Here is a 16,434-nt window from a genome sequence, read left to right as displayed (position 1 = left end):
TCTCTATATTCTATTTTTAGCCTCTTGTTTCTAACTTAAAAACTCATAAACTCCTGCGGCACCTTGTCCGGTACCAACACACATGGTAACCATGCAGTATTTATCATTCAACTTTCTTTTACGCATTTCATCAAAAATTTGCACAGAAAGCTTTGCTCCGGTACAACCCAATGGATGTCCCATAGAAATTGCACCACCATTTACATTTACTTTTTCCTGATCTAAACCAAGTTCACGAATTACGGCAAGTGATTGTGAAGCAAAAGCTTCATTTAACTCGATCAATTCCATATCATTTTGTTTTAACCCGGCTTGTTTTAGAGCTTTAGGAATTGCATGAACAGGACCAATTCCCATGATTCTTGGTTCTACACCAACTGGCGCATAGCTAACCATTCTTGCAATTGGTTCAAGGTTTAGTTCTTTTACCATTTCTTCACTCATTACCATTGCAAATGCAGCGCCATCACTCGTTTGTGAAGAATTCCCTGCAGTTACACTTCCACCTTCAGCAAAAACAGGCTTTAATTTTCCTAATGCTTCAACAGAAGTATCGGCACGTGGCCCTTCATCTTTGGTTACGGTATATTTTTTGGTTTTCTTTTTTCCATCTTCAACAAAAGTTTGCTCAACATCAATAGGAACAATTTGCTCTTGAAAACGATCTTCGTGTTGTGCTTGTAAAGCTCTTTGATGCGACTGAAAAGCAAATTCATCTTGATCTTTTCGAGACACCTTGTATTTGTTTGCAACAGCTTCTGCAGTTAAGCCCATTCCCCAGTAATAATCCTCGTGTCCTTCTTTAGCCAATTTATAATCGGGAACCGGTTTATACCCCCCCATCGGGATGTAACTCATGCTTTCTGCACCACCGGCAATAATACAATCCGCCATCCCGCTTTGAATTTTTGCTGAAGCGATAGCAATGGTTTCCAATCCGGAAGCGCAATATCTGTTAACGGTCATTCCCGGAACATCTTCAATTTTAAGTCCCATTAAGGAAATAAGCCTTCCGACATTTAAACCTTGTTCGGCTTCCGGCATGGCGTTACCAACGATGACATCATCGATTCTTTTTTTATCGAATTCGGGCAATTTATCCATCATATATTCGATGGTTTCTGCCGCCAATTCATCCGGTCTTTTAAATCTAAAAACCCCGCGAGAAGCTTTTCCTACGGCTGTTCTGTATGCTTTTACTATATATGCTGTTTTCATTTTATTAAATTTTGAATTAGAAATTTTAAATGTTAGACTATTATAAATTCAACATTTATCATTTTTAATTACGAAGTGGTTTTCCTTTTTTCAACATATGTTGAAGTCGTTCTAGGGTTTTGCGTTCTCCGGTTAGCGATAAGAATGCTTCACGTTCTAAATCGAGTAAATATTGCTCACTTACATAAGAAGCTTCTGATAAATCGCCGCCTGCCATTACGTAGGCTAATTTGTTGGCGATTTTTTTATCGTGATCGCTAATATAATTTCCGGCATTCATTTGATCGGTTCCGACATAAAACGCTCCAAGCGCTTGTTTTCCTAAAACTTTTATATTGCTCCGCTGAATAGGTTTTGTATATCCATTTTCAGCCATTAACAAGGCATGTTTTTTAGCAATTGCTAATTGACGATCTTTATTTACAACAATAACGTCTTTCCCTTTTTGAAGAATATTGGTGTCAAACGCCTCGTAAGCAGAAGTTGAAACTTTCGCCATTCCGATCGTTAAGAAATGTTCACGAAGTCTGTTTAATTCCACATCATCTTTCTGAAAAGTTTCAGAAGCTCTAACAGTCATTTCTTTAGAACCACCGCCGCCAGGAATTACCCCAACGCCGAATTCAACTAAACCAATGTAGGTTTCAGCGTGCGCAACCACTTTATCAGCGTGAAGTGAAAGTTCACAACCACCGCCTAAAGCCATATTATGAGGTGCTGCAACGGTTGGGATGGAAGAATAACGCATGCGCATCATCGTGTCTTGAAAATACTTGATTGCCATATTTAATTCTTCATATTCTTGCTCGACAGCCATCATAAAAATCATCCCGATATTGGCGCCGACAGAAAAGTTTTTTCCGTCGTTTGCTACCACTAAACCTCGGTAGTCTTTTTCAGCAATATCAATAGCTTTATTAATTCCGTCGAGAACATCACCACCGATAGAATTCATCTTGCTTCGGAATTCTACATTTAAAATTCCGTCGCCAAGATCTTCTACAACCACACCGCTGTTTTTGAATACTTCTTTCGATTCGCGAATGTTATCAAGAATAATAAATGCATCTTGCCCCGGAACTTTTACTTGCTTTTTATCAGGAATGCTGTAATAATAAGTATTTCCTTCTTTAACGGTGTAGAAACTTTCGTTGCCACTTTCTAGCATTTCATTTACCCAAGCTGCCGGCTGGTAACCTTCAGCTTTCATCATTTCAATTCCTTTTTTTACTCCGATGGCATCCCAAATTTGAAATGGACCGTGTTCCCAGCCAAAACCGGCTTTCATACCATCGTCGATTTTATAAAGCTCGTCTGATATTTCAGGAATTCGGTTAGAAACGTAAGCAAAAAGTGCAGAGAAATTTTTTCGGTAAAAATCGCCTGCTTTATCTTTTCCTTTGATTAGCACTTCAAAACGATCTTCAACATTATCAATCGTTTTTGTTTGCTCTAAGGTGTCAAACTTTGCACTTTTTCTATCGCGATATTCTAAGGTTTCAAGGTCGAGTGATTTTATTTCGCTAGAACCGTCTTCTTTCTTAATTTTTTTATAGAACCCTTGGCCGCTTTTACTTCCTAACCATTCATTTTCCATCATGGTTTCAATAAAATCGGGAAGTTTAAAAAGCTCGTGTTGTTCATCGTCCGGGACATTTTCATATAAACCGTTCGCCACGTGAACTAAGGTGTCTAAACCAACAACATCTACCGTTCTGAATGTGGCAGATTTTTGACGCCCAATTACCGGACCGGTTAATTTATCGACTTCTTCAATAGTCATATCCATATCTTTTACGGTATGGAAAAGACTCATAATACTGAAAATTCCAATTCTATTTCCGATAAAAGCCGGCGTGTCTTTTGCGACTACAGGATTTTTACCAAGGAACTTTTCGCCATACATATGAAGAAAATCTAAGGTTTCTTCTGAAGTTTTTGGTCCCGGAATAATTTCAAATAAGCGTAAATAACGCGGTGGATTGAAAAAGTGCGTTCCGCAGAAATGTTTCTGGAAATCTTCACTTCTGCCTTCGCTCATATATTTTATAGGAATTCCAGAAGTATTGGAAGTAATTAGCGTTCCTTCTTTTCGATATTCTTCTAGATCATCAAAAACTTTTTTCTTGATATCTAGTTTTTCTACTACGACTTCAATAATCCAATCTACTTCTGAAACTTTTGAAATATCGTCTTCCAGGTTTCCAGTTTTAATTCGATTGGCGAAATCTTTATGATAGATAGGAGAGGGTTTAGACTTTAGGGAAGATTGAAGCGCATCGTTAACTAAGCGATTACGTACTTGTTTATCTTCTAAACTAAGTCCTTTTTTCTTTTCTTTTTCGTTAAGTTCTTTTGGAACAATGTCCAGCAGTAAAACCTCTACGCCAATATTGGCAAAATGACAAGCAATACCGCTTCCCATAATTCCAGAGCCGATTACCGCGACTTTATTTATTGTTCTTTTCATATTATTTTACCGTAGTTTCTGATTTATAAATTTTTTTATTATTGATCATTTCCATAATGGTATTTGCAACATCCATAAATGTTTTTAAATCTTTTTCGGGAACAGCTTCTTTAACGGCTTCATCAAAAGTTAAGACGACGCCTTTAGAAAATTCTCGCATTTCTCGTCCAAATTCTGTGAGTTGGATGAGTACGCTTCTACCATCTTCCGGGTTTTTTTTTCTAACAATTAAACCTTTATCTTCCATCGCTCTTAACGTTCGCGAAAGGCTGGTTGCTTCCATTCCCATTTTTGGCCCAAGTGAAGTAGAAGGCGTTCCTTCTTCTGGATCTATATTTAATAATGTAAATCCGGTTGCCATGGTACTTCCTTTTTTACCTGCTTCTTCATTGTACATTTTGGCAACGGCTATCCAGGTAGCTCTCAAAACATAATCTATTGTTTTTTCTCTCATAGGATTTTTTATTCACCCAAATATAGAAAAAATTATTATGCACGCATAATATATACTTATGAAATTCTACATAAATTTAATTTTTTTTGAGAATATTTATAGTGTTTTGCAGAAGATAAGATAAATCTTAATTAAGATTTAACATTCTAGGTTTATGAATATTGGAGCGGGGTATAAAAAAAACTGGTCCAAGGAACACGGGCTTTTAATTTTTTTAATTGAATAATCATACAGAATGATTATCGTAAATACGGCTGTATAGGTCTTTATATTTATTACTCTTCATTTTACTTTCATAGTAGTATTGAGGTGAACATTTTCAACTAATTCTTTTTGAGGATTCTCGATATCAATTTTTTGCGATTTAAAAATGTTAATATAATTTGCTTTATTTATAAATATTATAGTTATTGCAGTTTTATAATAAAAAAAATTCAAGATTTATATTTAATATTTACACGACTTGTATGGTATTTCATAAGCAACTACTAATATTATTATTTATTCCTATAATTTGTTTTTCTCAAAAACACCGGAAACCCGAACCAGAGATCATTGAAGAAGCACTCTCACTAAAAGAAAAATATCCGGATGATGAAATTGTGGTTAGTAAAAGCGTTGAAAGAATTTTATTTGATTATAAAAGAGATCAGGTTATTGTTGAAAATAATACACAAGAAGAACTTATAAATATAGATACTAAAGCTTATATTAGAAGGTATAGTTTTTATGATGGTTCTTCAGAAATAAAAGATTTTGATGTAGAATATATAAATGGTAGAAATGCAAATGTAGAAATTGAAGACATAGCTTATCAAGATGATGAATTATTTCACACAGACACAAGGTTACAATATGTTGTTTTAGACTTTCCGCTGCAAGGATTTGAGTATAAAATAGAGACTGAAAAGGTTTATAATGATTTAAAATACTTCACCTCAATTTATTTTAATGATGAACATCCTGTAAAAGAAAAAACAATTAAAATTGAAGTCCCAAACTGGTTAGATATTCAGTTTAAAGAAGTTAATTTCGAAAACGTTGAAATTGAAAAAGAGGTAAAAAAGAACGAAGATTTTACTGGATATACTTATAAAGCAACTAATCTACCAGCAAGATTTAAAGAAAAGCATAGTTTAGGACCAACTTATATTTATCCTCATTTGTTAGTCTTACCTAAGAGATATAAACTTGACGGAATAGAAAAGAATATATTTTCTTCTGTGCAAGATCAGTATAACTGGTACAAGAGTTTAGTAAATAATCTAGATTATGCTAAAAAACCTTATGCAAAAAAAGTAGCGGAACTTACAGAGGGAGTAACAAGTAAAGAAGAGAAAATTAAAAATATTTTTTACTGGATACAAGATAATATTAGGTATATAGCTTTTGAAGACGGTATTGCAGGTTTTCAACCAGAACAAGCCAGCGAGGTTTTTGATAAGCGATACGGAGATTGTAAAGGAATGGCAAATCTAACTAAAGCCATGCTTTCTGAAATAGGAGTAGATGCAAGACTTACTTGGATTGGAACAAACCATATTGCTTACGATTATTCAACTCCAAATTTAGCGGTAGATAATCATATGATTTGTTCTGTACTAGATAAAGAAAAAATAATTTTTTTAGATGCTACAGAAAAGTTTAGTCCTTATAAAGAATATGCAAACCGTATTCAAGGTAAACAAGCCTTAATTGAAAACGGTAAGCAATATATCATTAAAGAAGTTCCTGTTTTAGACTCGGAAAAAAGTGTTGAAAATAAAAATATCAATTTAAAAATTGTTGAAGATGATTTAGTTGGGAAGGCTAAACTAACTTACACAGGCGAGAGTAGAAAGCAGGTGTTAAATTATTTAAATACACTACAGAGTGATATAAAAGAAGATTTTTTAAAATATTTCTTAGAAGAAGGCAATTCTTCTGTAAAGGCCAATAATATAAAACCCTCTAACTTAAGAAATAGAGAAGGTGATATGGTTATAACCTACGATATTTTATTTAATGATAAAATTTACTCCTTCGGTAAAAAGACCTATTTAGATTTAAATCTAGTAAATATTTTTTCTGATTACTTTTTTGAAGACAGAAAATCGAGTTATGTTTTCTCCCATAAAAAGACAGTTCAATCAGAATTAAATATAGATATTACAGGATATAAAATTTTAGAAATGCCCACTTCATTATCATTTAAAGATGAAAATGTATCGGTTGAAATCATTCTGAATCAAGTTGATAATAATTTAGAATTTCAACAAAATATGAAAATTTTGAATGAAGTTATTTCAGCAGAGGAGCTAGAAAGCTGGAATAAAAAAATGGAACAAATTGCTAACTTTTTTAATCAACAAATTATTTTACAAAAATCATGATGAAAAATCTAATAATTCTATTCATTTGCTTTACTAGTTACATAAGCTTTTCTCAGAATGAAGAACTTGATTCAAAATACTGGAATGGATCTCAAAATGGCAATACAGAAATTCCAGAAAAGTGGAAAAACGAATCTGCTGTAATTCTATTTCAAGAATATTATTATGACTATCATAAATTTGGTAGAAACGTAAAGTATACAAAATCCATTCATAAAAGAATTAAGCTACAAGATCAAGCTTCTGTTAAAGAGTTTTCTGAATTTAATTTTGATAAAAGGTTTAAAGTAGATCGTGGTTATTTTGGTAAAAGAGGAACCAAAACGCTTGGTGTAAAAGTAATAAAACCTTCTGGAGAAGAAAGAATCATATCGGTAGATGAAGAAGCTGTAGAAAAGGAGGAGAATGAATATAAATTAGCAATATCTGGACTTGAAGTTGGCGATATTATAGATTATTACGTCCATATTGTGGAGCCTTTTAAGCAGAAAGAAGGCTATTTGTTTGAACTTAATACGGAAGTTTTAAATGATTATTATCCTTGTAAAGAGTATGTTTTAAAATTACAAACCGAGAATGATTTTTTCATAAATTTTAATTCTTATAACGGTGCTCCAAAACTTGAAGAAATTCAAACCGAAAAAAGAAATGACAGACTTTATGTGCTAAGAGCTAAAGAAATTGAAAAAAATGATTTTCCAATATGGTTTTATCCACGCTTAAAGTTACCATACTATAAATTTCAAACCACCTTTGCAAGAAGGTCTGCTCACGAGGAAGATGTGTTCAATTTTATATCAGAAGATGAAGAAATTATAAAAAATGAAGTGACTAAAGAAGAAGTACTAACTTTCTTCAAGGAAAAGTTTAGAAAACTTAGAAATTATTCAGGAACACTGCCAAGACGTTATTTTAAAGATAGAGATATATCACAAAAAGAGATGGTAGAAGAGGCTTATTATTATTTAAGATATCACCGTAAAGTTAAGTATATACAACCGTCTGTAATTAATGAATTAGATTTAAAAGATCTCTTTAATCCTTTTGCATACTACCCTGACCTTAGTTATTTTAATAATGAAAATCATTTTTTAAAAGCGTTTGGAGAAACCTTGAGCGATAATGATATTCCATTTTCGTTTATAATTGCCGTACCAAAATATAAAGGAAGTATAAATGATATTTTATCGACAGATGATATTAAAATTCTAATTAAAGTTAATTTAGATAAACCGATTTATCTCTCTTACTTTGATATGTTTTCAACATTAGAATTAAATTCACCTTATTTTGAAAATACTAAAGCATACGAATTACCTTATAATTTGGATAAAAAAAGAATTAAAGAAATTTATGAAATAACTATTCCTGGTACAGAAGCAAATCAAAATTATTCAAAAGATGAAATGGAAGTTTCCTTTGATAATGAATTTTCAAAAATAAATATCCAATCTAAAAATAAATACTCCGGTCATTTTAAAGAAGGTAAACAAGAAGATATTTTGTATTTCTTTGATTATGTTGACGAAGATCATAAGCGTTTTAACACGCAAGATTACTTTCAGCGATTACCGAAAAAGAAATCTGCCAGGCATAAAGAAAAGTACGATGCCTTAGTTGAAAAAATAACACAAGAACGAAACAAAAATTCTGTAAAATATCTAAATAGAAGTTTCGATTTTAAAGTAAAAGATAATACCATAGAAGTTTTAAATACAGGAAGAGAAAACGATCAAGATGAATTAATTTTCCAGAATACATTTATCGTTGAGAATGATTTAATTAAAAAAGCAGGCCCAAACTATATATTTGAAATAGGGAAATTAAATGGTAAGCAATTAGACTTGGACGATGAAGATAGAAAAAGGAAAGAGGACATTTATATGAACTTTCCTCGTACTTATGAAAGTAAAATACAAGTAGATATTCCTAAAGGGTTTAAAGTAATTGGTTTAGAAAATTTAAATATTAAAAGGGATAATAAATTCGCTTCATTTATAAGTTCTGCTAAAATTGAAAATAATAAATTAACATTGCAAGCAACAAAGACTTATAAGCAAACCGAAATCTCTAACGATAACTGGGGTGAAATATTAGAAGTACTAGATGCTTCATTAAAATTTAATAGCCAGAAAGTTATGTTTGAAAAAATATAAAAGTTGAATTATATTATGTTGATTTATTTTTATTCAAGCAACGCATAAATTTTATTCAAGCTAAAATTATTTTAAACAAAAAACTCCGAACTCATAAGTTCGGAGTTTTTTGTTTTGATCTACTAAAATCATACAGAATGATTATCATAAATACGACTGTATAAATCTTTATATTTTTCTTTAATTACTTTTCGTTTCATTTTCATGGTGGGTGTTAAAAGTTCATTATCAACTGACCAAACATCTGGAGTAAGTTCAAATTTCTTGACGCGCTCCCATTTTCCGAAACGCTCATTGTAAAAATCTACTTCTTCCTGAATTCTTTTGATGACAGCATCATTTTCAACTAATTCTTGTTGAGAATTTCCGACATCAATTTTTTTACGTTTTGCCCAATCTTCAACAAATTCAAAGTTAGGTTGAATTAAAGCTGCTGGCATTTTTTCACCTTCTCCAACTACCATAATTTGGTCGATAAATCGTGATTGTTTCATTGCATTCTCTATCAATTGAGGAGCAATATACTTTCCGCCCGAAGTTTTAAACATTTCTTTTTTACGATCGGTTATTTTTAAAAACCCTTCGTCATCAATTTCGCCAATATCTCCGGTATGAAAATAACCGTTTTCTAAAACTTCATCTGTTTTTTCTTTGTCTTTATAGTAACCTATCATTATTTGTGGACCCTTGGCTAAAATTTCACCGTCTTCAGCAATCTTAATTTCGGTTTCAGGGATCGGTTTTCCTACCGTTCCTATTTTAAAGCCATAATCACGCATATCATTTACTGCCAATACGGGTGATGTTTCACTAAGTCCGTAACCTTCTACCACACAAATATCTGCGGCATTAAATACACGGGCTAATCTAGGTTGTAAAGGTGCGCTGCCGGAAACAATAACTTCTAACCTTCCGCCTAATGCTTCTTGCCATTTGCTAAAAATAAGTTTTCTTGCAAGTTTTAGTTTCGTTTCGTACCACCAGCCATTTCTGCCATACGGTTCAAATTCTAGTCCTAACTCTACCGCCCAATAAAAAAGTTTCTTTTTAATTCCTGTAAGAGCAGTGCCCTTAGCAATAATTTTATCGTAGACTTTTTCTAGTAATCGAGGAACAGCAGACATTACCTGAGGTCTTACTTCCTTCAAATTATCACTTATTTTATCAATTGACTCAGCAAAATAAATGCTGATTCCATTGTACTGATAAAGATAAAGAAGCATGCGCTCATAAATATGACAAACTGGTAAAAAACTAAGGGCAATATTTTCTCCTTCGTCAATGGGAAGTCGTGTGGTACTATTAACAGCGTTACTTACAATGTTTTTGTGGGATAGCATAACCCCTTTTGGTTTTCCTGTGGTTCCTGAAGTATAAATAATTGTTGCTAAATCGTCTTCAGAAATACTATCTTTAATTTTTTCTACTTCTTGTTGGTTGCTGTCATCTTCCCCTAACTCTAGAAGTTCTTTCCAGTTTTTTGCATCTTTAATTTGATCAAAAGTATAAACTCCTTTTAAGCTAGGTACTTTATCTTTTATGGCTTCAACTTTTTCAAAAACTTCTTGGTCTGAAACAAAGCAATATTTGGATTCGCTATGATTTAAAACATATTCATACTCTTCTTTAGAAATATTGGGATAAATAGGCACGTCTTGAGCACCAATTTGTAATATACCAATATCCATAATATTCCACTCCGTACGATTTGAAGTAGAGATTAGTGCTATATTATCTTTAGATTTTACACCTAATCTTAATAAAGCTCGGCTAATTTTATTGGCTTTATCAATATATTCCTTTGTAGAGGTAATAACCCAATTGCCGTCGTATTTTGTTACTAATGCTTTTTCTAGGTTATACTTTTCTAACTGATAGTGCGGAAAATCAAATAGTCTTTTAACTTCGGTCATAAGAGCAGTATTTATTGCACTGCAAAATATAAAAATAACTGCTCATTTTGTATTAAATTTTTAAAAAAACATGTAAAAAAATAGCTAATTGACTATCATTCAGTTGAATTGTTGCTTAATTTATAAATCTAAATTTGTTAAGCTACTTGTTGTGGTTTTTTAATTTTGCTTACCGGCAATTCTCTTGTTAACCATCCACTTCTGCTAGCTGTTGCAATAGCGTAAGGTGTAATCCAGAAAAGACTGAATGTATAAAACAAGCTATAAGGATAAGCCCAAAATGATTCTGTGATACTATGTTTTTTAGCGAAAAATAAGGCTTGAAAACTAGAGAAAATTAAAATTCCTATAAGTGATGAACTTAAAAATAAAAGTGGATACATACAAATAAGAAATAGCATGGATAACATTAGTGGGTAAGCTAATAAAATTTTAAACCATTGATTTAAAAGTAAAATTCTTGTTCCTGTTTTTGAGCCTTTTCTAAAATTTGTAAATGCAAATTTTGTCATCGCAATATTTTCACGTATGTTGCTACGTTCCCAACGGATAAACATTTTGTATAAGTTTTTATAGCGTTCGGGAATGTTAGTGTAAACATAAGCGTTGCGTTGAAATAATACTTTATAACCTTGCTTTAAAATCATATTGGTCATTGCGCGATCTTCACCAATATCAGAGGGCTGACCGTTAAATGTTTGATTAATCCATTCTGGTAAGCAATTTAAAACAGCTTCTTTTTTGTATGCGGCTAGCGCACCAGGTGTACATAAAACAGACCCTAAAACACTTTGCGCAGAACGAACAAACTCAAAACTAAAAGCAAAACTCACATTAAGCATACGCGGGATTAGCGCTTTTTGATTGTTTAATACTTTTACATTTCCGGCCACAGCACCACATTCTGCATTCAGTACAAATGGGCTAACCATATTTCGTAAGGTGTTTTTCTTTACAATAGAATCGCTGTCTACTGTTATAAAAACATCACCGGTTGCCAAATGAAAACCACGATAAAGCGCGTGTCTTTTTCCTTTGTTTTTTGGCTGTTGATAAATTGCTACGCGATCTCCTAATTCGTTTTTCGCTTTTTGCATCCATTGCCAAGTATCGTCTTTACTTCCGTCGTCTATAGAAATTAGTTGAACTTTTTTATCAGGATAGTTACTTTCGGCTAAACTTATAAGGGTTTTATAAACTAATTTTCCTTCATTATAAGCAGGTACAATTACGGTGCAGCTTGGTAATTCTTCATCTGAAACAGACTTGGAAACTTTATATTTAAAATAAAGTATAAAAATATAGCCTAAGAAACTTAAATTGGCGGTTATTATAATTGTTCCGGCTATGGCAAGTAGATTTCCCCAAAAAGAATTGAGTCGTTCGATTTGAATTTCTTCAAAATAAGGATGAAAAAAATAGGTTAAAAAAACTGCTCCAAACAACAGTAAGAAAGTTGCTGCTAAAACTAAAGGCTTAGCGGTTGTAAACTTTTGTATAGTAGCTAAAAGAGACGATTTTTCTGAAATTTGTGATTTTTGCATAGCGATTTTTGGTTCTATTTTTTAGTATAGAAGCCAAGTTTAATGCCATTCGCTAAAGTGTTTAAAATCAGTGTTTCTTTAAGGGAGGTAAATTTTAAAGTGTAGAAAATTTCTACACTAGTGTGGAATTTAAGAGCTATTTTTATGAAAAGCAGAAGTGTTTTTTCTTAAAATTATCCTTTTGATTTTTTTCTGATATACCGAAAACTGATTCCGGAAAATAGCGTAAAAACAATTCCTTGAAAAAATAAATTTTCTAACGGAAAAAGTCCTTCTTCAGAATAAAAATTAATTACAAGAAGTAATAATGTATAAAAAACGCCAGCTCCTATTGCAAATAGAATGCGGAGTTTCCAATTCATTTTTATCATGTTTTTTTTCCTTTGCATTTTTATATAAAAGATAAAATCCCGAAAATAATTCGGGATTTTGAGATTTACAATATGTTAACTGAAAATATTAATGTTTTTCAATCCATTTTTTTGCATTAACAAAAGCATCCAACCAAGGTGAAACTTCATCATTTCTATCGCTAGGATAATTTGCCCAATTCCACGTAAATGTTGAACGCTCTAAGTGTGGCATCATTACTAAATGTCTACCAGAATCATCGGTAAGTATTGCTGTGTTAAAATCAGATCCATTCGGGTTAGCAGGATAATTTTGGTATCCATATTTTCCAACAATATTATATTTTTCTTCCGCATATGGAAAACTGAATTTTCCTTCGCCGTGCGCTGCCCAAATCCCTAATTTACTTCCGGCTAAATTAGAAAGCATTACGGAATTATTGTCTTGAATTTCAACTGAAGTAAAGTTACATTCAAATTTATGCGAATCGTTGTGCAACATTTTTGGCTTTTCAGTATGATCAGGATTTATGAGGCCTAATTCAATAAAAAGTTGACAACCATTGCAAACACCTAATGAAAGCGTGTCTTTTCGAGCAAAGAATTTCTTTAAAGCATTATTGGCTTTTTCATTGTATAAAAATGCACCAGCCCAACCTTTAGCACTTCCTAAAACATCTGAATTAGAGAAACCGCCAACGGCTGCAATAAACTGAATATCCTCTAAGGTTTCGCGACCGCTAATTAAATCGGTCATATGAACATCTTTTACGTCAAACCCGGCCAAATGCATAGCGCGCGCCATTTCACGTTCAGAATTAGAACCTTTTTCACGAATAATAGCCGCTTTTATTTTCGGTTGTTTTTTATCGATTTGTGGAAGTTTTCCGGTGAAATTTTTAGGGAAATCAAATTGAAGCGGCTGCTTTTTATAGTTTGTAAAACGCTCTTCAGCTTTTTCTTTTCCGCTTTGTTTTTGATCTAATAAATACGAAGTTTTATACCAAGCATCACGATACGTTGGAATATCAAATTCAAAAGTATCATCGTGATTTTTTAGTCTTAGTTTTTCGTCATTATTTACATTTCCGATTTGGAAAAATTCAATATTATTTTCAGCTAAGATTTTTTCAACTGACTCATTTTTTGCTTGAAAAACAATTCCGCTATTTTCATTGAATAAAACTTTTGCTGAATCTTTTTCTCCTAAACTCGTTAAATCTAACTCTGCTCCTAAATTTGTATCGGCAAAACACATTTCTAAAAGCGTCGTGATTAATCCGCCTGAAGCAACATCGTGTCCGGCTACAATTAAATCATCTTTAATTAATTGCTGAATTGTATTAAATGCTGAAGCAAATTTTTCATCATTTTTAATCGTCGGAACCTCAGTACCAATTTTATTTAAAATTTGCGCAAAGGAAGAACCTCCTAACTTAAACGAATCTTGCGATAAATTGATGTAATAAATAGTACCGCCATTTTTTTGTAAAACCGGCTCAACTACTTTTGTTATTTCGTTGCAATTTCCGGCAGCCGAAACAATTACAGTTCCCGGAGCGATCACTTCTTTATCAGGATATTTTTGCTTCATCGAAAGCGAATCTTTCCCGGTGGGAACATTTACGCCTAAGTTGACTGCAAAATCAGATAAGCCTTTTACCGCTTCATATAAACGTGCATCTTCGCCTTCATTATTACAAGGCCACATCCAATTTGCAGAAAGCGAAACCGACTTTAAACCTTTTTGTAAAGGCGCCCAAATTAGATTGGTTAAAGATTCTGCAACCGAATTTTTAGAACCGGCAACAGGATCAATTAAAGCTGAAATAGGCGAGTGGCCAATAGAAGTAGCAACGCCTTCTTTTCCTTTATAATCTAAGGCCATTACGCCAACATTATTTAAAGGAAGTTGAAGCGGACCAGCGGTTTGTTGTTTAGCAACTCTCCCCGAAACGCAACGGTCTACTTTGTTGGTTAACCAGTCTTTACAAGCAACAGCTTCTAATTGTAGCAATTGATTTACGTAGTCGTAAATTTTAGCGTTATCGTAATTTAATTCAACATAATTACGCTGAACGGTTTTATCATTCATAATGGTTTTTGGCGAACTTCCAAACATATCGGTAAGTGCCAAATCCATTGGTTTTTGTTTTGTTTTACTTCCTTCAAATGTAAATTGATGATCGCCTGTCACTGCACCAACTTCATACATTGGCGAGCGTTCCCTATCGGCAACCTTTTTTAAAGTATCTATATGATTTTGACCGATAACCAAGCCCATTCGCTCTTGCGATTCGTTTCCGATTATTTCTTTAGCAGAAAGTGTAGGATCACCAATTGGTAATTTATCAAGATCGATTTTTCCACCGGTTTCTTCAACCAGTTCGCTTAAGCAATTTAAATGTCCACCAGCTCCGTGATCGTGAATAGAAACAATCGGATTTTCATCAGCTTCTACCATTCCGCGAATAGCGTTAGCAGCTCTTTTTTGCATTTCCGGGTTAGAACGTTGAATAGCGTTTAATTCAATTCCGCTGCTAAATTCTCCTGTATCTGCTGAAGACACCGCGGCGCCGCCCATCCCAATTCTATAATTTTCTCCTCCTAAAATAACGACTTGGTCATCTTTTTTAGGTACATCCTTTAATGCTTGATCTTTTTTTCCGTAACCAATTCCGCCGGCAAGCATAATTACTTTATCATACCCTAAAGCTCGGTTTTCTTCTTCGTGTTCAAAAGTTAACACAGAACCTGAGATTAATGGCTGACCGAATTTGTTACCAAAATCTGAAGCTCCGTTTGAAGCTTTTATTAAAATATCCATTGGTGTTTGGTACAACCATTTGCGTTCGTTCATCGCTTTTTCCCATGGACGTTCTTCTAAACGGCTGTAAGAAGTCATATAAACGGCAGTTCCGGCAAGTGGTAAAGAACCTTTTCCACCTGCAAGTCTGTCGCGAATTTCTCCGCCACTTCCTGTTGCAGCACCGTTAAATGGTTCTACGGTTGTTGGAAAGTTGTGTGTTTCTGCTTTAAGCGAAATTACCGAATCAAAATTTTTATTTTGATAATATTCCGGAATATCGGCGCGTTTTGGAGCAAATTGCTCCACCGTTGGACCGTTTATAAAGGCAACATTATCTTTATAAGCGGAAACGATTTCATTAGGATTTTCTTCTGAAGTTTTTCTGATGAGTTTAAAAAGTGAACTCGGTTTTTCTTCGCCGTCGATTATAAAAGTTCCGTTGAAAATTTTATGACGGCAGTGTTCTGAGTTGACTTGCGAAAAGCCAAAAACTTCAGAATCGGTTAATTTTCTGCCTAATTTTTCAGCTAAACTTTTTAGATAGTTTACTTCTTCTTCGTTTAGGGCTAAACCTTCTTTTTGATTGTAAGCTGCGATATCATCAATTTCTTTAATGCTTTCCGGTTCAATATGAATATCAAAAATATCTTGATGAATTTCGTGATATTTTTGTGAAAGCATCGGGTCAAAATCTGAAAAATCAGCAGCTACGCCGTGAAATTCTTCAATTCTGATTATTCCTTCAATTCCCATATTTTGGGTAATTTCTACAGCATTGGTACTCCAAGGCGTAATCATAGCGGCACGAGGACCTACAAAATCTCCTTTTAATGTAGTTTCTTGAATTTGCGGACTATGCCCAAAAAGCCATTGCAGTTTTTCAATATTTTCTGCACTGATTTTTTGATGAGTTTGTACGGTGTAAACGGTTTGAGAAGGATTTCCGAAGAAGAGAATCATAATAGCGTTTTTGTCTAATGTTTTAAAAGTGCAAATTTACTTTTTTCAGCTTAAAAAACGACATAAAAAAAGCGACAAAATTTTGTCGCTTGAAATAATACCATCTCTACCATAAAATACCGTATATAATCACACAAATTTTCACAATTAAAGCGTTAAAAATACTCGCCATATTTTGGGTTATGCCT

General features: G+C 33.2%; 9 protein-coding genes. 2 read left to right on the top strand and 7 right to left on the bottom strand.

Annotation, left to right across the window (positions count from 1 at the left end; translation table 11 throughout):
- Positions 1 to 30: 30 nt before the first annotated feature.
- The 3 genes from D9R05_RS03115 to D9R05_RS03105 form a co-directional block, all read right to left on the bottom strand.
- On the bottom strand, positions 31 to 1,218 hold the full coding sequence (locus D9R05_RS03115; RefSeq protein WP_121665743.1) for an acetyl-CoA C-acyltransferase: 1,188 nt from the start codon (positions 1,216 to 1,218) through the stop codon (positions 31 to 33).
- Positions 1,219 to 1,282: 64 nt separating this feature from the next.
- The gene (locus tag D9R05_RS03110) at positions 1,283 to 3,688 is read right to left on the bottom strand and encodes a 3-hydroxyacyl-CoA dehydrogenase/enoyl-CoA hydratase family protein (RefSeq protein ID WP_121665742.1); all 2,406 of its coding nucleotides are present in this window, start codon (positions 3,686 to 3,688) and stop codon (positions 1,283 to 1,285) included.
- A 1-nt stretch (position 3,689) separates the two neighbouring features.
- Positions 3,690 to 4,142 (bottom strand): MarR family winged helix-turn-helix transcriptional regulator, encoded by a 453-nt coding sequence (locus D9R05_RS03105; RefSeq protein WP_121665741.1) that lies wholly within the window; start codon positions 4,140 to 4,142, stop codon positions 3,690 to 3,692.
- 467 nt (positions 4,143 to 4,609) lie between these two features.
- Here D9R05_RS03105 and D9R05_RS03100 point away from each other — a divergent pair, with 467 nt between their 5' ends.
- Both D9R05_RS03100 and D9R05_RS03095 read left to right on the top strand, forming a co-directional pair.
- Entirely contained in the window at positions 4,610 to 6,514 is a 1,905-nt protein-coding gene (locus D9R05_RS03100; RefSeq protein ID WP_121665740.1) for a transglutaminase-like domain-containing protein, read from the top strand.
- Positions 6,514 to 8,670 (top strand): hypothetical protein, encoded by a 2,157-nt coding sequence (locus D9R05_RS03095; RefSeq protein ID WP_205589265.1) that lies wholly within the window; start codon positions 6,514 to 6,516, stop codon positions 8,668 to 8,670. Before D9R05_RS03100 ends, D9R05_RS03095 begins: the two co-directional genes overlap by 1 nt.
- 128 nt (positions 8,671 to 8,798) lie before the next feature.
- On the opposite strand, the gene D9R05_RS03090 is transcribed toward D9R05_RS03095, so the two are convergent.
- The 4 genes from D9R05_RS03090 to purL form a co-directional block, all read right to left on the bottom strand.
- Positions 8,799 to 10,583 carry an AMP-dependent synthetase/ligase gene (locus D9R05_RS03090; RefSeq protein WP_121665738.1) on the bottom strand — a complete coding sequence of 595 codons (1,785 nt, stop codon included), beginning with the start codon at positions 10,581 to 10,583 and terminating at the stop codon, positions 8,799 to 8,801.
- A gap of 137 nt (positions 10,584 to 10,720) precedes the next feature.
- Positions 10,721 to 12,127, bottom strand: a complete 1,407-nt coding sequence (locus D9R05_RS03085; protein WP_121665737.1) for a glycosyltransferase — start codon at positions 12,125 to 12,127, stop codon at positions 10,721 to 10,723.
- A gap of 173 nt (positions 12,128 to 12,300) precedes the next feature.
- Positions 12,301 to 12,489 carry a hypothetical protein gene (locus D9R05_RS03080; protein ID WP_121665736.1) on the bottom strand — a complete coding sequence of 63 codons (189 nt, stop codon included), beginning with the start codon at positions 12,487 to 12,489 and terminating at the stop codon, positions 12,301 to 12,303.
- A 97-nt stretch (positions 12,490 to 12,586) separates the two neighbouring features.
- On the bottom strand, positions 12,587 to 16,246 hold the full coding sequence (purL, locus tag D9R05_RS03075) for a phosphoribosylformylglycinamidine synthase (RefSeq protein WP_121665735.1): 3,660 nt from the start codon (positions 16,244 to 16,246) through the stop codon (positions 12,587 to 12,589).
- Positions 16,247 to 16,434 lie beyond the last annotated feature (188 nt).

Origin of the sequence: Mesonia aquimarina (assembly GCF_003667275.1) — a bacterium.
Taxonomy (GTDB): Bacteria; Bacteroidota; Bacteroidia; order Flavobacteriales; family Flavobacteriaceae; genus Mesonia; species Mesonia aquimarina.
The sequence above is the reverse complement of the archived record's forward strand: the minus strand, read 5'-3'. Positions and strand labels throughout refer to the sequence as shown.